The following is a 21,777-nucleotide window of genomic DNA, read 5'->3' as shown; positions in this document are numbered from 1 at the left end:
ATAACCAAGAAACCTTAAGGTAAAACCTTAGTGCCTTCATCTTCACCCATCACTACACGCTTTAACGCACCCTGCTTGAAAATACTGAATACAAGAATCGGCAATTTTTGGTCACGACATAAGGTAAATGCAGTGGCATCCATGACTTTAAGATCTTTGCTGATCGCTTCATCAAAACTCACTGTTTTATAACGCGTTGCTGCGGGATTCTTTTTGGGGTCTTCGGTATAGATACCATCTACCTTGGTGGCTTTAAGTACGATATCGGCATTCATCTCCATACCACGCAGAGCTGCGGCGGTATCGGTCGTAAAGAATGGGTTACCTGTGCCCGCACCGAAAATAACCACTCGCCCTTCTTCAAGATAACGAATCGCTTTGCCGCGAATATAAGGCTCAGCTACCTGCTCGATATTTAATGCGGATTGTACGCGGCTAACCAAACCGATATGCTTCATGGCATCCTGTAGTGCCAAAGCATTCATGACAGTCGCCATCATGCCCATGTAGTCAGCGGTAGCGCGATCCATGCCTTCTGCAGCAGGCGCTACACCTCGGAAGATGTTACCGCCACCGATCACTACTGCTACTTGCACCCCTAGGTCTACAACCTCTTTGATCTCGCCAACAATACGTGAGATAGTTGCACGATTGATGCCATAACTATCATCACCCATTAGGGCTTCACCAGACAGTTTGAGCAATATACGTTTGTAGGTGGGGGCAGTCATGAGGCTCCTATGATTTAGAATCCAGATAGTAAAATTCAGGATCATTATGCAAACAAAACGATGATGTCTTCAACGGATCATCATCGTTTTGCATGCGATTGCAACTATTGTAGATTAAATTCCAGAAAGAATTAATCTAGATAAAACAGATTACAGCTTGGCAGCAGCAGCCACTTCAGCAGCAAAGTCAGTCACAACCTTCTCAATGCCTTCACCTACGACATACATCGTGAATGAAGCGACGCTAGCGCCCTTGGATTTTAACAGTTGTTCAATCGTTTGCTTGTCATCTTTAACAAAAGGCTGACTTAACAAAGTCACTTCTTTTAAGAATTTCTGCACAGTTCCTTCAGAAATTTTCTCAAGCATGGCTTCTGGCTTACCCGCTTCTTTTGCTTTTTCAATAGCAACACGACGCTCAGCTTCGATTAATGCAGGGTCAACGCCGCTTGCATCCAGTGACTTAGGCTTTGCCGCAGCGATATGCATAGCGATATCTTTACCTAGCGCTTCATCGCCACCAACGACATCAACCAAAACACCGATCTTGCTGCCATGTACATAACTAGCAAGCTTACCTTGTGCATTCAAACTAATAAAACGACGTGGCGTGATGTTTTCACCGATCTTACCTACCAACTGAGTACGTACGTCTTCAACTGTTGAATCACGCAATGGCAATGCAGCAACAGCGTCAAGATCAGCAGGATTGCCAGCAGCAACAGCGGTGGCTACATCATTCACAAATTTAAGAAAATCATCATTCTTGGCACAGAAGTCAGTCTCAGAGTTAACTTCGATCATTGCGCCAGACTTGCCATCGGCAGCGATACTGATACCAACAGTACCTTCAGCAGCAACACGGCCAGCTGCTTTGCTGGCTTTATTACCGAAACGTACGCGAAGAATCTCTTCAGCACGTGTCATATCGCCTTCAGCTTCTGTTAATGCCTTCTTACAGTCCATCATAGGCGCATCAGTGCGCTCACGCAGTTCTTTCACCATGCCTGCGGTAATTTCAGCCATTTCCTACTCCTTGAATTTTTACTTTTAGCTAATTAAGCTAAATTTACTGGGATACACAGTACTAATAGGTACAAAAAAAGGGGCTCACGCCCCTTTTTTTAAGGGTTTTTACTCTGCAGCAGTTTCTTCAACTTCTACAAATTCTTCTTCAGTTGCAGACTTAACGATTTCAGAAATCGTTTGGCTACGACCTTCAAGAACTGCATCAGCGATACCACGTGCATACAAGCGAATAGCGCGGCTTGAGTCGTCATTACCAGGAATAACGTAAGCAACACCTTCTGGTGAGTTGTTAGTATCAACAACACCGATCACAGGGATACCAAGCTTAGCAGCCTCAGTAACGGCACCACTCTCATGACCTACGTCAATGATGAAAATAGCGTCTGGCAAACCGCCCATTTCCTTGATACCACCGATTGAGCGAGTCAACTTCTCAACTTCGCGCTTGTAGCCTAAAGCTTCTTTTTTACCAAATTTTTCCAAGCTACCGTCTTGAAGCATCATTTCATAATCATTAAGACGCTTGATAGACTGTCTAACTGTCTTGAAGTTAGTCAGCATTCCGCCTAACCAACGGTGGTTAACGAAAGCGCAATTTGAACGCTCGGCTTCTTCTTTTACGATTTCACGTGCTTGACGTTTTGTGCCAACGAACAGGATACGACCCTTGTTTGCAGCCAGTTGACGCACAAATTTAAGCGCATCTTCAAATAGTGGCAGGGTTTTTTCTAGGTTGACGATATGAATCTTGTTGCGGTCACCGAAAATGTACGGTGCCATTCTTGGGTTCCAGTAACGGGTTTGATGGCCGAAGTGAACTCCAGCTTCCAGCATTTGACGCATAGTAACGGACATAATAGTCTCCAGTAAGGGTTACGCTCTTCCACATGCCCAAAACACATCCGGTAAACCGGACACCCTGTACGGCGCATGTGTGCAGATTTTGCAAGCAACCATTTGCTTGCATGTTTACCGTTTAGAACAACATAGTCGAAGACAAATGTCTTGCCTGCTAAACGGGTGCAATATGTTAACATAAGCACCTGTTCGAACTCAAGGAAAACCACTGATTCCTTTTACAAATCAAACCAACTAGTCAGACATTAGGTAGCCAATATTTTGGCTACGCACTTAATTCGCTCCTGATTCTCAATGGTTTATCGCGTAAAAGGCCTCATAAAGAAATAAGCACTATGGCAATTACAATAAAAAATGAATTAGATATAGAAAAGATGCGCGTGGCAGGCAGGCTAGGTTCTGAAGTGCTGGATTTTATCACGCCTTATGTTCAGCCCGGCGTGACTACCGAAAAGTTGGATCAGCTTTGTCATGACTATATGGTCAACGTACAAAAGACGATCCCTGCACCACTCAATTACGCACCACATGGGCATACACCCTACCCTAAATCAATTTGTACTTCAGTGAATCACCAGATCTGCCATGGCGTTCCGGGCGAAAAAGTACTGAAAAATGGTGATATCGTCAACCTCGATATCACGGTGATTAAAGATGGTTATCACGGCGATACCAGCCGTATGTTTTATGTCGGCGAGCCTTCGATTCAGGCAAAACGTCTTTGTGAGATTACCTATGAATGCATGTGGCTGGGGATCGCGCAAGTCAAAGCTGGCGCAACGCTGGGAGATATCGGCCATGCGATTCAAACCTATGCGGAAAAGAATGGCTATAGCGTCGTGCGTGAATTTTGTGGTCATGGTATTGGCAAGAAGTTTCACGAAGACCCTCAGGTATTACATTACGGCAAACCCAATTCGGGGGTGAAATTGCAAGCGGGTATGATTTTTACCATAGAGCCGATGATTAATGCTGGCAAAAGAGACATCAAACAGCTGGGTGATGGCTGGACCATCGTAACGAAGGACCATAGCTTATCCGCGCAATGGGAACATATGGTGCTAGTGACCGAAACAGGATATGAAGTGCTGACTGTTTCTGCTGGCACGCCTGCCATTCCTGGCATCATCTAAACACTCCACATGTTCGCGACCTTGACTCCTCAATCAGCTGAAAGCCTGACAAAATCATGGCGCGAACACTTACAGCAAGAACAAGCGCGATTGCGGAGCAGTTTTGAGCGAACTGCCGACACAGCAAGGTTATTAAGAACCCAATCGAAGCTGGTCGATGACTTGCTGCGCGACCTGTGGGGCAAGCTTAATATATCCAACCAGATATCACTAATCGCTGTTGGTGGTTATGGGCGAGGCGAGTTATTCCCTTACTCCGATATCGACCTACTGATCCTCCTGCCAGATCAGGTAGATGAGACATTCAACTCAAGCATCGAAGCACTCATTGGCATTTTCTGGGATATTGGCCTAGCTGTTGGCCACAGTGTTCGCACGCTAAGCGAATGCATAGATGAAGCCGCCAAAGACGTTACCGTACAAACCAACTTGTTAGAAACCCGCTTCTTGATTGGCAACCAACCGCTTTATGATGATTTCCAGATAAGAATCGGCCATGGGATGGACGTCAAAGAATTCTATCTGGCAAAGATGCATGAACAAGAACAACGTCATGCCCGCTTCAACGATACGACTTACAACCTTGAGCCTAATATCAAAGAGAGTCCGGGTGGTTTACGCGACTTACAAAACATCTTGTGGATAGCACGCAGCCTTAAATTAGGTGAGAATTGGCAAGCACTCGCTACACAAGGGCTGATTACGCTGACTGAAGCCCGCCAAATAAGGCGTCATGAACTCCATCTGCAAACCTTGCGTGTAAGACTGCATTATCTTGCAAATCGTCGAGAAGATCGGCTCATCTTTGACTTTCAAAATGATCTCGCACGTCAACTCGGGCATATTACTTGCGGTAAAAAGCGTGCCAGCGAGCGCCTCATGCACGGCTTTTATCGGAGTGCTAAGTTTGTCAGTCTCATCAATGAAATATTATTGCAGCTTTTAAAAAACAGGATTTACCCAGACAAACACGACCATCATGCGATCAACGCAAGATTTCAGATCACGAATGGCCGCTTAGAGGCCAAATCACCTAGACTACTGGAAGAAAACCCATCAGCAATCCTGGAATGTTTTCTGCTGCTAGCACAGCATCCAGAATTGGATGGAATAAGCGCTGAACTATTGCGCGCATTGCACAGGGCAAAAAGCCTGATCAACAGGGATTTCAGAAAAAGCACCAAAAACAAAGGCCTGTTTCTGGATATTCTCAAACAACCAAGCGGGGTCACGCATGCGCTGCGTAGCATGAATCGCTACGGAATTCTGGGTAGTTATATCCCTGCATTTGGCAAAGTCGTCGGGCAAATGCAGCATGACCTGTTTCATGTGTATACGGTAGATGAGCATATCCTGAATGTATTACGCAATTTGAGGCGCTTTGCGATTGAAGATCACTCGCATGAATTTCCACTGTGCAGTCAGTTATTTGCGGAGTTTGATTCGCCTTACCTACTGTATCTGGGGGCTATTTTTCATGATATTGCCAAAGGCCGGGGCGGTGATCACTCAACACTGGGCACCATAGATGCGCGCAGGTTCTGCAAGTCACATGGCTTATCCAAAGAAGATAGCGAGCTTGTGGCATGGCTAGTAGGTGCGCACCTGATCATGTCTAGCACCGCGCAAAAATCGGACTTGTCTGACCCCACTGTGATAGAAAACTTTGCAAAACTCATGAAGGACGAGCGACACTTAACTGCGCTCTACCTGCTCACTGTGGCGGATATTCGAGGCACGAGCCCGAAAGTATGGAATGCTTGGAAAGGCAAGCTCTTAGAAAGCCTTTTTCTCATGTCACGACGCTTATTAAGAGGCTCGACTTCAGGCATTGAAACTGAAGTCAAGGCGAGACAAGCACAGGCGGCTGTGACTTTAAGCCATTACGGGGTAACCAAGGATGCCTATGCGAAGCTCTGGGAGAAGCTAGGGCAATTTTACTTCTTACGCTATGAAAGCCAGGAAATCGCTTGGCATAGCCGATTGCTATTGACACACCTGAACACAAAATCCCCAATCGTACGCGCACGCCTTAGCCCTGCTGGCGATGGCATACAGACAATGATCTACACAAAAGACCGTGATGACCTATTTGCCCGCATCTGCGGATTTTTTGAAAGAATCGGCTATTCGATTCTCGAAGCAAAAGTACATACAACGCAACACGGTTATGCATTAGATAGTTTTCTTATTTTAAATCAAAATGATAACGCGATTAACTACCGTGATTTATTAAGTTTTATTGAGTATGAACTGACACAAAAATTACTTGAGAGCACCCCGCCAGAAGCACCACTGCAAGGGCGGGTAAATCGTCAAATAAAACATACGCCTTTCAAAACCACGATATCAATCCAAAACGATCAATATAGCGAGAACCATATACTTAATATTATTGCAGCAGACCGCCCTGGCTTGCTATCAAAGCTATCTCATATATTTCTGGATAACGGCATACACCTGCATACAGCCAAAATTAATACATTAGGCAATCGTGTAGAAGATACCTTTTTTATCTCAGCAAAAGCAGGAGAAAGTCTGGGCGAAAGAAATATAGAAATATTAAAGCAGGAGCTAGCGACACAGCTCAGCTAAATTTTGATATTAGTTACTAAGATTTTGATAAAGTTAAAGAAATTAACTTTAAGAGAGAATTCTGGCGGAAGAGGTGAGATTCGAACTCACGGTGGGCGTGAACCCACGACAGTTTTCAAGACTGTAGCATTAAACCGCTCTGCCACTCTTCCAACGGCACGCATTTTAGCACAGACATTAATCGTCAGCTATATCCATATCGGGGAAAAGTACATCAGTGAACCCAAAAGTGCGCATATCTTCGATGCGCATCGGGTACAGAATACCATCCAGATGGTCACATTCATGCTGCACGACACGCGCATGAAACCCGCTGACTTCTCTATCTATTGGGGTGCCATATTGGTCAAAACCTGTATACCTCAGCTTAGTGAAGCGCGGAACGATACCACGCATTCCGGGGACTGATAGACAGCCTTCCCATCCGCCCTCTAATTCATCATCGACTTTATACAATACTGGGTTGATGAGTACCGTGTAAGGCACTTGCTCAGCATCAGGATAACGCGGATTGCTTCCAACACCAAAAATCACCACACGTAGACTTACACCAATCTGAGGTGCCGCAATACCAGCGCCATTCATGGCTTCCATGGTGTCTTCCATATCCTGAATAAGCGCATGCAGCTCGAGAGTATCGAACTTCTCAACCGGTAGCGCTTTTTGCAACAATACCGAATCACCCATGCGAAGTACTGGTTTAATCGGCATGAAGTATCACCACCTGCTCTATCAAATTACGTACACGTTGCATGGTTGCATCCAATATCTTGTCGATTTCTTCATAACGTATTCCGTTCACACTATTGCCCCGCCCTGCTGCATGGTTGACTACGGGGCATATGGCGGCATAACTCATCTCTAACTCTCGCGCCAGCACGGCTTCAGGCATGCCAGTCATACCCACCATCGTTGCGCCATCACGCTCTAGGCGATTGATCTCAGCAGCCGTTTCGAGTCGCGGGCCCTGTACACAGGCATAGACCCCGTCCTGAATCAATGATTCCCCCGCTTTCTCGGCGGCTGTTTTACATAGTGCGCGCAGCCTTGGGCAATATGGTTCAGTAAAATCGATATGCTTAACCAATTGGTCTTTACCATCGTAATAGGTGTTTTTACGCCCATTGGTATAGTCGATAATCTGGTTAGGTAGTGTGACGACACCAGGATGCAAATCTTCACGAATACCACCTACAGTAGCAACGGCTACGATATCTCGCACACCTTCAGAATAAAGTGCCCAGATATTAGCCCTATAATTGACGGCATGTGGTGGTATGGTGTGCCCATTGCCGTGGCGCGGCATGAAGATCACGGGATGTCCACAAATATCCCCAAATGCTAGCGGTCCAGATGGCTCACCATAGGGCGTACGTATAAGCTGACGGCGGGTTATTTTAAGATTTTCAAGCTGAGTCAAGCCTGTGCCGCCAATGATTCCTAACATGTTTCTTCCTAAAACCTGAATATGTTGATTGTAACGCAAACTTAAAGCCTCTTTACGAGCCGCTGAGCGCTTATTTTATGGCATACTTAGCTCCCAATGAATACCGAATCCGTCACACAAGACAGCCTCAGGCTTGCCAATACGCATTACGAGAATTTTCCAGTAGCTTCTGTGCTACTGCCAAAACGCTTACGCGAACCTATCGGAATTATCTATTCTTTTGCGCGCCAAGCGGACGATTTTGCCGATGAAGGCGACTTCACGCCTGAGCAGCGATTGGCTCTCCTAGATGGCTTTAAGAGAGAGCTTGATCATATAGCTGCTAACGAGAAGCCAGAAACTGATTTCTTTGTGACATTGGAAGAGATGATTAAAAGATGGGGGCTACCTCTTGCCCCATTTTATGACCTGCTCGATGCATTCAGTCAGGATGTCGTGAAGTCACGTTATGAGAATTTTGGCGAAGTCATCGATTATTGCAGGCGTTCGGCAAACCCGATCGGGCGCTTGTTATTACATCTCTATGGAGAAGCCACACCACGCAATATCGGCATGTCAGATGCTATCTGCTCTGCATTGCAGATCATCAATTTCTTGCAGGATGTCGCTATCGACTATAAGAAAGACCGCATCTACTTTCCTTTAGATGAAATGCAAAAATACCACATCACTGAAAAGCAAATCGCAAATGGTGATACGCATGGCACATGGGGCATGTTCATGGAGTTTAGCATCAACCGTGCAAGAAGATTATTACAGTCTGGCGCTCCGCTAGGTTTGGTATTGAAAGGCCGGATCGGGCTTGAGATGCGCATGATCATCGCAGGCGGCGAACGCATTCTGCATAAAACACACAAGGTACGCGGCGATGTCTTTAATAAAAGGCCTGTGCTGAAACCGCGTGACTGGTTATATATGTCATATCGAGCGATACGCGCAAAATGAGTCCACAAGAATATTGCCAACAAAAAGCGGCTGCGAGCGGTTCCAGCTTTTACTATAGCTTTATGTTTTTACCAAAGCCGCGTCGCGAAGCGATCACAGCTTTATATGCTTTTTGCCGTGAGGTAGATGATATTGCTGATGAGTGCCAGGATATCAATATCGCACGTACTAAGCTTGCTTGGTGGCGAGTGGAAATCACCAATCTTTACCAAGGTAATCCGCAACATCCGGTGACTAAAGCTTTAGCGCCAGCGATACTAGCTTACCGACTAAGTGAAGAGCAATTTCAAGAGATCATTAACGGCATGGAAATGGATCTTGATCAAAACCGTTATGCTGACTTCAAAGACCTGCAGCTTTACTGCTACCGCGTTGCTAGCGTTGTCGGGCTGTTATCCGTATCGATATTTGGTTTTACGAACCCTGAAACGCTTAAGTACGCGCACGATCTAGGCATGGCTTTTCAGCTCACCAACATCACGCGTGACGTGGGCGAAGATGCCAGACGCGACCGCATTTATCTACCTCTAGATGAGTTAGCTCGATTTGGTGTGAGTGAAAACGATATATTGCATGGCAAAGAATCCGAGGAAGCAAAGAACCTACTGGATTTCCAGATAGCGCGCGCTGAGACTTTTTACGACAGCGCATTCGCTTATTTGCCAAATGAAGATCGCAAAGCACAGCGTACAGGGCTTATCATGGCGGCGATCTATCGTGCAGTCTTAGACGAGATTAAAGCGGATGGTGCTCAAAAAGTATTGAACTCCCGTACATCACTCACTCCATTACGTAAATTATGGCTGGCTTGGACGACATGGGTGAAAAACTAGCGCCGCATATCGCTGTAATCGGCGGCGGCTGTGCGGGCTTAGCTGCAGCGGCGAAACTCGCAGAGCATGGACTACAAGTCACATTGTTTGAATCTAGTCCAAACCTTGGTGGCCGCGCTCGTGGCGTCGACTGGAAAGGCTTACGTCTAGATAATGGCCAGCACATTCTGCTGGGAGCTTATCAAGAAACGTTATCTTTGCTAAAGCAGGCTGGCGTAGATATAGACCAAAAACTGGTGAGGCTGCCTTTAAAACTCAGAATGCATGGCGAATTCGAGCTTACCGCACCTTCTTTTCTACCAGCGCCGCTACATATTCTCTTTGGCTTACTCAGCGCTACTGGATTATCCTGGAAAGACCGTTTTTCGGCATTACGCATCATGACATGGATGAGATTATCCGGATTTAAAATCTCACAAGATATGCCCTTAGAGCGATATTTAATCCAGCATAAACAATCACCACGCCTTGTTAGGCTGCTATGGGAACCCTTATGTTTGGCAGCACTGAATACATTAGTTGCACAAGCGAGCACCCAAGTGTTTTTGAATGTGTTACGAGATAGCTTCACCAAGGTTAAGAGCAATAGCGATATGCTGCTGCCAAAGGAAGATTTATCGACGCTTATTGCAGAACCCGTTGCTAATTATATTCAAAACCATCGTGGCAACATCAGAACTGCTACCGCCATTAGTGAGATTACTAAAGATACTCAAGTTAAAAATAATCAGGGCTTTATAGTAAAAACCGAAGGTGGCGAAGAATTCCATTTTAGTCATGTGATCGTTGCTACATCACCTTTTCGCGCTGCACCGCTCTTCGAGAAACTGACTGAGCTTAACCACGCCGCTACACTTGCTAAAAAACTGACATACCAACCCATCTATACCGTGTATTTGCAATACTCAGAAGATGCCAAGCTAACGATGCCGATGATAGGTTTCGCACAAGGCTTAAGCCAATGGGTATTTGATCGCGGCTTACTGTATGGGCAGCATGGGCTGCTAGCAGTTGTCATCAGCGCTGAAGGTGATCACCAAGCCTTGACGCAAGAACAATTAGCCGTAGAAATCGCTGAAGAGCTATCCGTTGCATTCCCTGAATTAGGGCAGCCACTATGGCATAAAGTGATCGCAGAAAAACGGGCGACATTCTCCTGCACATACATCATACAAAGACCTGCACAGAAAACAGCATTAGCTAATTTGTATCTTGCTGGCGACTACACCGAAGGTGATTACCCAGCCACCATTGAAGGTGCAGTGCGTAGTGGCGTACTATGCGCAAACCACATCATTGAATCTATTCAACAAGGAACCACCCCATGAACTCCGAACTCGGCAATTTTCTGATCCATTGGGCCATCATGGGATTTTCTCTGTGGGTAGCAAGCTATCTATTCAACGGTATCAAGTTCTCAAGCAAATCTGCACTGCTTGTATCTGCACTTGTGCTTGGCTTTGTAAATGCAATATTGCGACCAATATTACTATTGCTGACATTTCCGTTAACACTGATTACACTTGGTTTATTCGCATTGGTGATCAATGCATTGATGATCATGCTGGTAGCGAAGATCGTGGATGGGTTTAAACTCTCAGGATTCTGGACTGCATTCTTTGCCAGTATCTTTATTGCGCTATTTGGCTTTTTTATTGAGATGATGCTGCCAAGTCAGGGAATTTCCATCATAGCCAATCCTGAGACTGTCTCAATCTAGGAACTTACGAAGTTAGGCATTACGCAGATGGTTTAATGCTTGCTCTAGCCTATCAACACCAATCACCTCAATTCCACTAATTGCCTGTTTTGGCTTATTGGCTTTAGGCACAATGGCTTTCGTAAACCCAAGTTTAGCAGCCTCTTTTAAACGCTCTTGCCCACGTTGTACAGGACGCACTTCTCCAGCCAAACCAACCTCACCAAATACTATAAGTTTACTATCTAATGGTTTGTTTTTTAATGAAGAAACTATTGATACTAAAACTGCCAGATCGACCGCAGGCTCTGATATCTTGACCCCACCGACGGCATTGATGAAGACGTCTTGATCGAAACATGCAACCCCTGCATGGCGATGCAATACCGCCAACAACATCGCCAATCTATTTTGCTCCAACCCCACACACAACCTTTTTGGGTTAGGCGCATGCGCTTCATCGACCAATGCCTGAATCTCGATCAATAAAGGTCGAGTACCCTCTTGGGTCACGGTAATACAAGAACCTGCTACCTGTTCGGCATGATGCGACAAGAACAAGGCAGAGGGATTGCTGACTTCACGCAAGCCCTTTTCTGTCATGGCGAACACGCCTAGCTCATTTACCGCACCAAAACGATTCTTGAATGCGCGTATCAGCCTAAAACTTGAATTCTGATCACCCTCAAAATACAGGACCGTATCTACGATATGTTCAAGCACACGCGGGCCAGCCAATGAACCCTCTTTCGTCACGTGCCCGACTAATATCACGCTAATGCCAAGCTGCTTGGCCAAGCGAGTCAATTGGGCAGAACATTCGCGCACTTGCGCTACCGAACCGGGGGCAGATTGCAGCGCCTCTGAATATACAGTTTGAATCGAATCAATAACGGCGATATCCGGCTTATGCGTTTGCAAGATCGCCAGAATCTTCTCCAACTGTATCTCGGCAAGAAGTTCTATTTGGCTTGCATCCAAACCTAAACGTTTTGCGCGCATAGCGATTTGCTGTGCGGATTCTTCACCGCTCACATAAATGGCTTTTCTGGTCACACCAACATGGCACATGGTCTGTAATAGCAGTGTAGATTTGCCAATGCCGGGATCACCACCGATCAACACAACACCACCAGGCACAAAACCGCCACCCAATACACGGTCAAACTCACTGACGCCTGATGGCTGACGTGGCACCTCAGCCGCTTCAACATCAGCGAGCTTCTGCAAGCCTGTTGTTTGCGCCAAAGCCGCGTAGCGGTTAGCGACTGGCGCTTCGGCTATGGTCTCAACCAATGTATTCCAAGCCATACAGCTTGGGCATTGGCCTTGCCATTTGGATGATTGCCCACCACACTCAGTACAGGTGTAGACGGTTTTTTGCTTGGCCATTAACCAATCACCTTAAAAGGTACACGCGGTGCAACCGCACATAGGAGTTCATACCCCACCGTACCAGAAGCTTCAGCGATAACATCGACAGGGACTTGTGCACCCCACAATTCGACTTGGCTACCAATAGCAGCGTCGGGAATATCCGTAATATCAGCGAATAGCATATCCATTGAGACTCGCCCTAACGTTCTTGTCAGCTGTCCATCTACAGCTATCGCCGTGCCACTTGGAGTGTGACGCGGATAGCCGTCTGCATAACCACACGCAACGACACCAACACGGGTAGTCTTATGTGCGGTGAACTTCTGTCCATAACCAACGCTTTCGCCATCTTGCAATACTTGCACTGCAATCAGCTCAGAGGTAAAAGTCATCGCAGGCTGCAAACCAAGCGCATGTGCAGACTGCCCACTGACAGGTGAAGCCCCGTACATCAAAATGCCTGGGCGCACCCAATCACTATGACTTGCGGGATAACGTAATAAGGCCGCTGAGTTTGCAAGTGATGTTGGATAATCAAATCCTTTGGTTACCTCTTTAAATCGTGCCAAGGGCGCAACGATACCTGCATCTTCATCAGCAGTTGCAAAATGTGTCATCATCGTAATATCAGCGACACTCTTTATTTTTTCCAATCGAGTCAGTGCACTAGCATAGGTTTCAGGGATAAACCCAAGGCGATTCATACCCGTGTTCATCTTGAGAAATACATGAGTAGAAGTTGAGAGATTCACTTGCTCAAGCATCTCGATCTGCTGTTCACAATGCACAACGATGCTTATATCGTATTTTGCTGCATCAACTAATTCAGTACGATCAAACAAACCCTCTAGCAGCAATATGGTTTGCAAATAACCAGCTTCACGAAGCGATATCGCTTCATTAAGTTCTAGTACAGCAAAACCATCCGCCTGACTTAAGCCCTCGGCTGCGCGCAATAAACCATGCCCGTAAGCATTGGCTTTTACAACCGCCATGACTTTTGAGTTTGGTGCCCTATGTTTTGCTACCGCAAGGTTATGACGCAAAGCATCAAGATGGATAGTTGCTTGAATCGGCCTCATACTCTGCCACCGACCTAATAGGCCGCATTCGATACAAAATTCTCGAACCGAGTATTTTCACCCAGGAAGGTCATCCGCACCTTGCCAATGGGGCCATTACGCTGCTTGGCGATGATGATCTCAGCCGTGCCTTTGTCTTCACTATCAGGGTTATACACTTGGTCTCGATAGATAAACAAAATCAAATCCGCATCCTGCTCGATAGCGCCAGACTCACGCAAATCCGACATCACAGGTCGCTTATCAGGACGTTGTTCAACACTTCGATTAAGCTGAGAGAGTGCTACAACTGGCACATCAAGCTCTTTTGCTAGCGCTTTAAGGGAGCGAGATATTTCTGATATCTCCGTCGCACGGTTTTCACCTTGACGCCCAGAAGGTGCTGACATTAACTGCAAGTAATCGATAACGATCAAACCCAGTTTTCCGGTTTGGCGATGCAGACGACGCGCACGTGCACGCACATCGAATGAAGATAAGCCCGCACCTTCATCAATAAACACTGGCGCATCATTCAACTTGCCCAATGCAGTCGTCAAGCGCACCCAATCCTCATCTTCAAGGTTACCGTTACGCATACGATGCTGATCAAGCCGACCTACCGAACCGATCATACGCGTAACGAGCTGCGTGGCCGCCATTTCCATAGAGAAAACAGCCACAGGCAAGCCAGAATCCAGTGCAACATTCTCAGCGATATTCAATGAAAAAGCAGTCTTACCCATCGATGGGCGACCCGCGACGATAATAAGATCGCCTGGCTGAAAACCCGAAGTCATGGCATCAAGGTCGCTAAATCCAGTTGGAATACCAGTGACGTCACCTTGGTTCTCGCGTTGATATAGATAATCGATACGGTCAGCTACTTTTGGCAGAATGGATTTCATATCCAAAAAGCCTTGTGTGCTGCGTTTACCGCCTTCAGCGATCTGGAATATTTTGGCTTCGGCTTCATCCAGTAATTGCTGTGCATCACGGCCTTGTGGGCTATAGGCACTCTCAGCAATACCAGACCCCACTTCGACTAACTTACGCATCACGGAACGCTCATGCACAATCTCGGCATAACGGCGGATATTGGCAGCCGTTGGTGTGTTCTGAGCCAATGCTCCCAGATAAGCAATACCACCGACACCTGAAAGCTCTGCAGCGATCTCCATGGATTCGGCAACAGTGACGATGTCGGCAGGTTTGTTATGTTCAATTAATCTATTGATATGATCATAGATCAAGCGATGATCATGACGGTAGAAATCCGAGGGGGTCAGGATATCGGCTATCTTATCCAGCGCCTCATTTTCAAGCAGCAAGCCGCCAAGCACCGATTGCTCGGCTTCTATTGAGTGCGGAGGGAGTTTTAATAATTCGAGAGAGTCATCAGCCATAGCCCATTATAACAAGGGCGGAATTTTTAGTGAGGCCAATCACAACTAACAGGCAATAAAAAAGCTGCCCGAAGCAGCTTTTTTATTGTTCTTGATATTAACGCGTGCTAATTATTAAGCTTCGCCAACAACAGTTACAGTGATTTCAACAACTACGTCATGATGTAACGCGATGCTAACAGCATGATCACCAATGACCTTCAATGGGCCATTAGGTAAACGCACTTCTGATTTAGCCACTTCATTGCCTTTAGCAGTCAATGCCTCAGCGATGTCACCGTTAGTAACAGAGCCGAACAAACGACCATCAACACCCGCTTTTTGTGACACTTGCAATGCAAAACCAGCAAGTTTCTCGCCACGGGCTTGTGCAGCAGCTAGAAGTTCAGCTTGTTGCTTCTCAAGCTCAGCACGGCGTGCAGCGAACTCAGCCTTGTTGGCTTCAGTTGCACGTTTAGCTTTGCCTTGAGGGATCAGGAAATTGCGGCCATAGCCGTCTTTAACTTTAACGATATCGCCAAGGCTGCCAAGGTTGACTACTTTTTCTAATAAGATAATTTGCATGGCAATCCCCTTAGTGCTTGTCAGTGTATGGCAACAAAGCAAGGAAGCGCGCACGCTTCACTGCTGATGTCAGTTGACGTTGATATTTTGCTTTTGTACCAGTGATACGTGCAGGAATGATCTTGCCGTTCTCATTGATAAAATCTTTTAATAGATCAACATCTTTGTAATCTACTTCTTTAATGCCCTCTGCTGAAAAACGGCAGTAGCGGCGGCGTTTGAACATATCACGTGCCATGTCAGTAACCCTTCAAATAATCTCTAATATATTAATGTGCAAAACCAGTTGTGTGCTTTTAAGGCTACGTTGAGCGATAAATCCAGATACACGTAGATTCGCGCCGGATTGTATATGCTTTGCTTTTTCTGCGATCTGCCCGATGGCCATCACAGGAACATTACATTCAACCTTACGCTGCATACCGGCTTCAACCTGCTCCGACATATGCCTTAATGTAAAACTCAACAACGGTATTCCTGCTGGTGTGTAACGAAGCGTTTCTATTTGAACGACTTCGCCGATCAACTCCAGCGTATTTAAACTCACTTAAGCAGATGCTTCCTCAGCAGGAGCAGTCTCTTCCTTACCCAGTACTGACTTGGATTTTTCTTCCTTCATCATTGGGGAAGGCTCGATAGCTGCAACCTTAGTGCCAAGTGTCAGGTGACGCAATACAGCGTCATTGAACTTGAATGCATGCTCAAGCTCATCCAGCACAGTTTGGCTAGCTTCGATATTCATGAGCACATAGTGTGCTTTGTGGATTTTCTGGATTGGGTAAGCCAGTTGACGACGACCCCAGTCTTCAAGACGGTGGATAGTACCGCCGTTAGAAGTTACCAGAGTGCGATAACGCTCGATCATCGCTGGCACTTGCTCACTTTGGTCCGGATGGACGATAAATACTACTTCATAATGCCGCATATATACTCCTTTTGGATTAACAGCCTTCTGTTATGCGAACAGTAAGGCAAGGTGGAAAACCCGCGATTATATGCAAAAAACCTTAATGAATCAATTCTTTTCCCAACTTAAACCCTCATATCAAGCCACTTACCTTCATTGTCTGATCAAGTTGACCGTCAATATGCCTAATACCGTCATCAGCAAAGAGCCGATCACATGACTGGAAATATGCAGAAGACCCCAGCCATACTCACCTCTAGACAATAAGCCTACTGCCTCGCCCGAAAAAGATGAGAACGTAGTCAAACCACCTAGAAAGCCTGTCACTACTAGCAACCGAACTTCGGGCGTTATTTGCGTACCGCTATCTAATAGCCCCATGAATAATCCGATCAAATAACCACCAATCAGGTTGGCAACCAAAGTACCCATAGGCAAAGCAGGGACAGTCGCATTCAACGCCAAACCCAACAACCACCGCGCCCATGCGCCGACCGCAGCCCCTAAGCCAACCACTATAAATCCATTAATTCCCATATTTTTCCTTTGCATTCCGTATATTGCTTGATACGCTACTCGTCAGTATGATGAGGCCGTTTAGGCAAGCATTATATTTGGCAAGCCATTAAAACTAAAACTTACAATCGTATAAAGATTAACAGCTTGCGTATCTTATTTGTTAGCTCTGAAGCGTATCCCTTAATTAAAACTGGCGGATTAGCAGACGTAAGCGGATCTCTTCCAGCCGCTCTCCGCGAATTAGGTGCGGATATCCGTATTTTAATACCGGGCTACCCTGCCGTTCTGCAAAATCTCATCAATACCCAACCCCTCGCCACGATGAGTGGATTGCCTTACATAGAATCAGCAACCCTTTTACTAGGCGAGATGCCTGATACAAAGGTGCCCGTCATCGCTATTCAATGTGAAGCTTTATATGAGCGAGATGGTGGCCCATATGTTGATTCGCATGGTAAAGACTGGGATGACAATCCGCTCAGATTTGGCATTTTATCTTTAGTAGCGGCACAACTCAGTTGCGAAGATAGTCCAGTAAGTGATTGGATACCCGATATCGTCCACTGTAATGATTGGCAGGCGGGGCTTACCCCTGCATATCTGCGTTTTATGGATCAAGTGCGTGCAAAATCGATTTTCAGCATACACAACATGGCATTTCAAGGCACTTACTCTGCGGAATGGGTGAGTAAACTCCAACTCCCTGCCGAAAGTTACCAGATGCATGGACTGGAATACTATGGCCGCATGTCATTTTTGAAAGCTGGCGCATATTACGCGGACGCTATCGCCACAGTTAGTCCAACCTACGCACTTGAAATGCAGACGGAAGCTTATGGATTTGGCATGCAAGGCCTGATCGCATCCCGCAGTCACGAAGTGCATGGCATTCTCAATGGCATTGAGACACATGAGTGGAATCCGGCAGCTGACCCGCATATCGCTAAACCGTACGACGATAAAAATCTTGTCGGCAAAAAACATGTTAAACAGGCACTACAAACTCAGCTTGGCCTCACCGTTAACGATACAGCACCACTATTAGGCGTTGTAAGTCGGCTTACCCATCAAAAGGGGCTTGATATGCTGTTAGAGATAGCTGGGCCGTTACTGGAAAAAGGCTGCCAACTTGCAGTATTAGGAAATGGTGAACGCGAACTTGAAAACGGCTTCAAGTCACTTGCGGTGAGGTACCCACAAAAGGTCAGTGCCGTCATTGGATATAACGAGCCACTCTCGCACAAGATCATGGCGGGGGTTGATATGTTCGTCATGCCGTCACGCTTTGAACCCTGCGGGCTGAATCAGATGTATGGCATGCGTTATGGTACGCCACCTATCGTCACCAGCACTGGCGGGCTTGCAGACTCGGTCACCGACACGAATACTCAAAATCTACGTCACAATACAGCCACTGGGTTTGTATTAAAGAGCCCTACTGCCCATGAATTATTAAATACCATAGAACATGCGCTCACCTATTATGCTGATGTAAAGACTTGGAAGAGGATACAGCGCAATGGCATGCGTCGTGACTTAAGTTGGAAGGAAAGTGCCGGGAAATATATGGAACTCTATTCACAGACACTGGTAAAGAAATAGCCCCCTATCAATTCAATGCATACCAATGAAAAAGCCCGAGAATTATCTCGGGCTTTTTCATTTATTTGTAACAAATCAACTTTAGATTACTCAGGTAAGTAGAGCGACTTAATTGGCATGTTTACTGCTTAAGTAAACATGAGCTTTCTCTAAAGCTTTACTTCTCCTCCCTTAGGGTGCGCTAGTCGCACCCGCTTTTTTTAGTACGCCTTACCAATATCAAAAACTGATTAATCGAGCTTGATAAAGTGTTCACGATAATACTTAAGCTCATCAATCGATTCATAGATATCAGCTAAAGCTTCATGCTTGCTGCTTTTCTTGAAACCAGAGTAAACAGTAGGTTTCCAGCGCCTGGCAAGTTCTTTAAATACGCTCACATCCAAGTTACGATAATGAAAATAAGCTTCCAGGTCAGGCATATATCTCGCCATAAAACGCCTATCCTGACAGATAGAGTTGCCACACATTGGAGATTTGCCCGCCGGCACGAATTCCTTCAGGAATTCGATCATTTGCACTGTTGCACCAGCTTCATCCAGCGTGGAAGCTTTTACCTTATCGATCAAACCAGAGCGTCCATGCGTACCTTTATTCCACGCATCCATGCCATCCAACACCGCATTACTTTGGTGCACAACAAGCACTGGGGATTCACCCAATACATTTAAGTTTGCATCAGTGACGACTGCAGCGAGTTCCAGAATCCAATCGCTATCTGGTAACAAACCACTCATTTCCATGTCCAACCAGATAAGGTTGTTGCTATCTTGTGCCATAATGATTTCCATTAAAATGTACTAATACACTAGACTTGGTGAACCTTACCGAATCTAATGCTTCTTAAAGAAATATAGTTTAACTTAAAAATCCTAAAATTATGGCTTCAACACTCACTACTTTATTCGTCAGCTTACTTATCCTCACCACCATAACCCGCTTATGGCTTGGTCGCCGCCATGTGGCTTATATTCAAACGCATAGAAGTAAAGTGCCATCCGCATTCGATCAGAACATCAGTCTCGACGCACACCAGAAAGCGGCTGACTACTCTTCCGCAAAAACACGTTTATCCCTAATAGAGGGCCTTGCTCAGGCTGCATTGCTGCTTGTGTTCACCATTGGTGGCGGTTTACAACTTATCGATAGTGCATGGCGCGAGATGTTGAGCAACCATGAGATTATTCGTGGTGCTTTCGTTATATTAACGGCGCTGCTTGTTAGCAGCCTCGTAGAGCTACCCTTCGATTACTACAAATCATTCATTATTGATGAGCGCTTTGGCTTTAACAAAATGACACCTGCCATGTTCTTTAGTGATATGGTAAAACATAGCCTTGTCGGTTTTGCATTAGGTGTGCCGTTGTTATTTGCAGCCTTATGGCTGATGCAAGGTGCTGGGGAATATTGGTGGCTATACCTATGGGTTGTATGGAGTGTGTTCAATTTACTGATGCTCGCCATTTACCCGACATTCATTGCGCCTATCTTCAACAAATTCTCACCGTTGGCAGATGAGTCGCTTAAGACGCGGATTGAAACCTTGCTTAGAAAATGTGGTTTTAAATCTCAAGGCTTATTTGTAATGGATGGCTCGACACGTAGCAGCCACGGCAATGCCTACTTTACTGGCTTTGGCGCCAGCAAACGCGTGGTGTTCTTCGATACGCTACTAGATCGCCTTGATGCAAATGAGATTGAGGCTGTACTTGCCCATGAACTTGGTCACTTTAAACATCGCCATGTAGTAAAACGTATCGCCCTGATGTTCTTTGTAACATTCCTTGGCTTGGCATTGCTTGGCTGGCTGAAGCAACAGGCTTGGTTCTATACAGGCTTAGGTGTTACAGAAACTAGCGATTACATGGCATTGCTATTATTCATGCTGGTTTCACCTGTATTCCTCTTTTTGCTACGTCCCTTGATGGCGAGCTATTCCCGCAAAAATGAATTTGAGGCCGATGAATATGCAGCCAAGAATGCTGATGCGCGTTATTTGGTTGAGGCGCTGGTAAAGCTTTACCGCGATAACGCATCGACGCTGACACCAGACCCCCTGCATTCAGCGTTCTACGACTCACATCCGCCAGCAAGCATACGAATCGCACGACTAACTAGCCTTTCAAGTACCAGTCTGCCAATCGCAAGCCTGACCAAATAGTGAGGGCTTTACGGTCTGATATTCAGCTAGGCACTGTAGTTGCAGCCTATGGCAAGCGCTATGGTGTCGAACTCAAAGGGATACAAGGGAGCGAAATCAGTTGCGTTACTCGTGGGAAAAAAACTGACTTAGCCTGTGGCGATGAGGTCGAGATACGACTTACAGACAGCAATGAAGGGGTGGTAGAGAAGAACCTACCTCGCACTAGCTTGCTATATCGAAGCAATGCTTATCGAAGTAAATTTCTGGCAGCCAATGTCACACAAATTGTCATTGTATTAGCGACGAGTCCAAGCTTTTATGAAGAGCTACTCAACCGATGCCTGATTGCTGCTGAAGCGGCCAACATTCAGGCCCTGATAGTACTGAACAAATGTGATATCACGGACAATGCGACTGCCATAGCACGGTTGGCTTTGTATTCGGGCTTGGGCTACAAAGTGCAATTACTTTCTGCCACGACCGATGTATCACCGTTAAAACCGTTATTACGAGGCCACACGAGTGTACTTGTTGGGCAATCTGGCATGGGGAAATCGACCATCGTAAATGCATTGTTGCCGGAAAGTGCTATCGCGATCAGAACGCAAGAAATATCAGCCGTACTAGATAGTGGCAAACATACAACGACCGCAGCCCACTTGTACCACATCGACGAAGGTACACGATTGATTGACTCGCCAGGGCTACAAGAGTTTGGCCTTAACCACCTAAATATAGAAGCACTAGAGCATGCCTTTATTGAATTCAGGCCATATCTTGGCAAATGTCGCTTTAACAATTGCAAACACTTAAAAGAGCCTGATTGCGCCATCAGCAACGCTGTTATCGAAGGTAAGATCTCATCTCAACGCCAAACTTATTATCAGGATTTGTTAGGCGAAATAGGTAGATAAACCTGCCTTCAGAG

Annotated in this window: 23 protein-coding genes and 1 tRNA gene; 9 read left to right on the top strand and 15 right to left on the bottom strand. The window is 46.0% G+C overall.

Features of this window, described 5'->3' with window-relative positions; genetic code table 11:
* Positions 1 to 14 precede the first annotated feature (14 nt).
* The 3 genes from pyrH to rpsB form a co-directional block, all read right to left on the bottom strand.
* Complete coding sequence (gene pyrH / locus A7981_RS05990; RefSeq protein ID WP_067265365.1) at positions 15 to 731, bottom strand: UMP kinase; 717 nt, start codon at positions 729 to 731, stop codon at positions 15 to 17.
* A gap of 150 nt (positions 732 to 881) precedes the next feature.
* Positions 882 to 1,757, bottom strand: coding sequence for a translation elongation factor Ts (gene tsf / locus A7981_RS05985; RefSeq protein ID WP_067265362.1), 876 nt, complete (start codon positions 1,755 to 1,757; stop codon positions 882 to 884).
* A gap of 108 nt (positions 1,758 to 1,865) precedes the next feature.
* Positions 1,866 to 2,615: a 30S ribosomal protein S2 gene (rpsB, locus tag A7981_RS05980; protein ID WP_067265359.1), complete on the bottom strand. Its 750-nt coding sequence runs from the start codon at positions 2,613 to 2,615 to the stop codon at positions 1,866 to 1,868.
* Positions 2,616 to 2,953: 338 nt separating this feature from the next.
* On the opposite strand from rpsB, the gene map reads away from it, so the two are divergent.
* Together map and A7981_RS05970 are read left to right on the top strand one after the other, a co-directional pair.
* The gene (map, locus tag A7981_RS05975) at positions 2,954 to 3,751 is read left to right on the top strand and encodes a type I methionyl aminopeptidase (protein WP_067265356.1); all 798 of its coding nucleotides are present in this window, start codon (positions 2,954 to 2,956) and stop codon (positions 3,749 to 3,751) included.
* A gap of 9 nt (positions 3,752 to 3,760) precedes the next feature.
* Positions 3,761 to 6,346 (top strand): [protein-PII] uridylyltransferase, encoded by a 2,586-nt coding sequence (locus A7981_RS05970; RefSeq protein ID WP_067265352.1) that lies wholly within the window; start codon positions 3,761 to 3,763, stop codon positions 6,344 to 6,346.
* A 62-nt stretch (positions 6,347 to 6,408) separates the two neighbouring features.
* Here the strand turns inward: A7981_RS05970 and A7981_RS05965 are convergent.
* From A7981_RS05965 to A7981_RS05955, 3 genes are all read right to left on the bottom strand, one after another.
* Positions 6,409 to 6,498, bottom strand: a tRNA-Ser gene (locus A7981_RS05965).
* 25 nt (positions 6,499 to 6,523) lie between these two features.
* The gene (gene def, locus A7981_RS05960) at positions 6,524 to 7,057 is read right to left on the bottom strand and encodes a peptide deformylase (RefSeq protein ID WP_067265349.1); all 534 of its coding nucleotides are present in this window, start codon (positions 7,055 to 7,057) and stop codon (positions 6,524 to 6,526) included.
* Positions 7,047 to 7,793 carry an S-methyl-5'-thioinosine phosphorylase gene (locus A7981_RS05955; protein WP_067265346.1) on the bottom strand — a complete coding sequence of 249 codons (747 nt, stop codon included), beginning with the start codon at positions 7,791 to 7,793 and terminating at the stop codon, positions 7,047 to 7,049. The genes def and A7981_RS05955 overlap by 11 nt, the downstream gene beginning before the upstream one ends.
* Positions 7,794 to 7,889: 96 nt before the next feature.
* On the opposite strand from A7981_RS05955, the gene hpnC reads away from it, so the two are divergent.
* Genes hpnC through A7981_RS05935 form a run of 4 tightly spaced genes read left to right on the top strand, consistent with a single transcriptional unit; the run spans position 7,890 to position 11,291 of the window.
* Positions 7,890 to 8,738 (top strand): squalene synthase HpnC, encoded by an 849-nt coding sequence (hpnC, locus tag A7981_RS05950; RefSeq protein WP_067265343.1) that lies wholly within the window; start codon positions 7,890 to 7,892, stop codon positions 8,736 to 8,738.
* The gene (hpnD, locus tag A7981_RS05945; protein ID WP_067265339.1) at positions 8,735 to 9,571 is read left to right on the top strand and encodes a presqualene diphosphate synthase HpnD; all 837 of its coding nucleotides are present in this window, start codon (positions 8,735 to 8,737) and stop codon (positions 9,569 to 9,571) included. The genes hpnC and hpnD overlap by 4 nt, the downstream gene beginning before the upstream one ends.
* A complete protein-coding gene (gene hpnE, locus A7981_RS05940; protein WP_254258507.1) occupies positions 9,538 to 10,899 on the top strand; it encodes a hydroxysqualene dehydroxylase HpnE in 1,362 nt (453 codons plus the stop codon). Before hpnD ends, hpnE begins: the two co-directional genes overlap by 34 nt.
* Positions 10,896 to 11,291: a phage holin family protein gene (locus tag A7981_RS05935; RefSeq protein WP_067265335.1), complete on the top strand. Its 396-nt coding sequence runs from the start codon at positions 10,896 to 10,898 to the stop codon at positions 11,289 to 11,291. The genes hpnE and A7981_RS05935 overlap by 4 nt, the downstream gene beginning before the upstream one ends.
* A 12-nt stretch (positions 11,292 to 11,303) precedes the next feature.
* Here A7981_RS05935 and radA read toward each other — a convergent pair whose 3' ends face one another.
* The 8 genes from radA to crcB all read right to left on the bottom strand — a co-directional run bounded on the left by radA (position 11,304) and on the right by crcB (position 17,122).
* Positions 11,304 to 12,662, bottom strand: coding sequence for a DNA repair protein RadA (gene radA / locus A7981_RS05930; RefSeq protein ID WP_067265333.1), 1,359 nt, complete (start codon positions 12,660 to 12,662; stop codon positions 11,304 to 11,306).
* Positions 12,662 to 13,729 (bottom strand): alanine racemase, encoded by a 1,068-nt coding sequence (gene alr, locus A7981_RS05925; protein ID WP_067265331.1) that lies wholly within the window; start codon positions 13,727 to 13,729, stop codon positions 12,662 to 12,664. The genes radA and alr overlap by 1 nt, the downstream gene beginning before the upstream one ends.
* A 14-nt stretch (positions 13,730 to 13,743) precedes the next feature.
* Entirely contained in the window at positions 13,744 to 15,114 is a 1,371-nt protein-coding gene (dnaB, locus tag A7981_RS05920; protein WP_067265328.1) for a replicative DNA helicase, read from the bottom strand.
* A gap of 114 nt (positions 15,115 to 15,228) precedes the next feature.
* Positions 15,229 to 15,678 carry a 50S ribosomal protein L9 gene (gene rplI, locus A7981_RS05915; protein ID WP_067265324.1) on the bottom strand — a complete coding sequence of 150 codons (450 nt, stop codon included), beginning with the start codon at positions 15,676 to 15,678 and terminating at the stop codon, positions 15,229 to 15,231.
* A gap of 10 nt (positions 15,679 to 15,688) precedes the next feature.
* Entirely contained in the window at positions 15,689 to 15,916 is a 228-nt protein-coding gene (gene rpsR / locus A7981_RS05910) for a 30S ribosomal protein S18 (protein WP_067265321.1), read from the bottom strand.
* A 12-nt stretch (positions 15,917 to 15,928) separates the two neighbouring features.
* Positions 15,929 to 16,225 (bottom strand): primosomal replication protein N, encoded by a 297-nt coding sequence (gene priB / locus A7981_RS05905; RefSeq protein ID WP_067265318.1) that lies wholly within the window; start codon positions 16,223 to 16,225, stop codon positions 15,929 to 15,931.
* Positions 16,226 to 16,603: a 30S ribosomal protein S6 gene (gene rpsF, locus A7981_RS05900; RefSeq protein WP_067265316.1), complete on the bottom strand. Its 378-nt coding sequence runs from the start codon at positions 16,601 to 16,603 to the stop codon at positions 16,226 to 16,228.
* A gap of 135 nt (positions 16,604 to 16,738) precedes the next feature.
* Complete coding sequence (crcB, locus tag A7981_RS05895; protein ID WP_067265313.1) at positions 16,739 to 17,122, bottom strand: fluoride efflux transporter CrcB; 384 nt, start codon at positions 17,120 to 17,122, stop codon at positions 16,739 to 16,741.
* Between the two features lie 126 nt (positions 17,123 to 17,248).
* Between crcB and glgA the strand changes: the two genes are divergently transcribed.
* The gene (glgA, locus tag A7981_RS05890) at positions 17,249 to 18,706 is read left to right on the top strand and encodes a glycogen synthase GlgA (RefSeq protein WP_174545138.1); all 1,458 of its coding nucleotides are present in this window, start codon (positions 17,249 to 17,251) and stop codon (positions 18,704 to 18,706) included.
* Between the two features lie 230 nt (positions 18,707 to 18,936).
* On the opposite strand, the gene orn is transcribed toward glgA, so the two are convergent.
* The gene (orn, locus tag A7981_RS05885; protein ID WP_174545137.1) at positions 18,937 to 19,485 is read right to left on the bottom strand and encodes an oligoribonuclease; all 549 of its coding nucleotides are present in this window, start codon (positions 19,483 to 19,485) and stop codon (positions 18,937 to 18,939) included.
* A 101-nt stretch (positions 19,486 to 19,586) separates the two neighbouring features.
* On the opposite strand from orn, the gene A7981_RS05880 reads away from it, so the two are divergent.
* Positions 19,587 to 20,867, top strand: coding sequence for a M48 family metallopeptidase (locus A7981_RS05880; protein WP_067265303.1), 1,281 nt, complete (start codon positions 19,587 to 19,589; stop codon positions 20,865 to 20,867).
* Positions 20,867 to 21,763, top strand: a complete 897-nt coding sequence (gene rsgA, locus A7981_RS05875) for a ribosome small subunit-dependent GTPase A (protein WP_254258506.1) — start codon at positions 20,867 to 20,869, stop codon at positions 21,761 to 21,763. The genes A7981_RS05880 and rsgA overlap by 1 nt, the downstream gene beginning before the upstream one ends.
* The last annotated feature ends 14 nt before the right edge of the window (positions 21,764 to 21,777 follow it).

It is taken from the genome of Methylovorus sp. MM2 (assembly GCF_001648895.1).
Classification (GTDB): Bacteria; Pseudomonadota; Gammaproteobacteria; order Burkholderiales; family Methylophilaceae; genus MM1.
The sequence above is the reverse complement of the archived record's forward strand: the minus strand, read 5'-3'. Positions and strand labels throughout refer to the sequence as shown.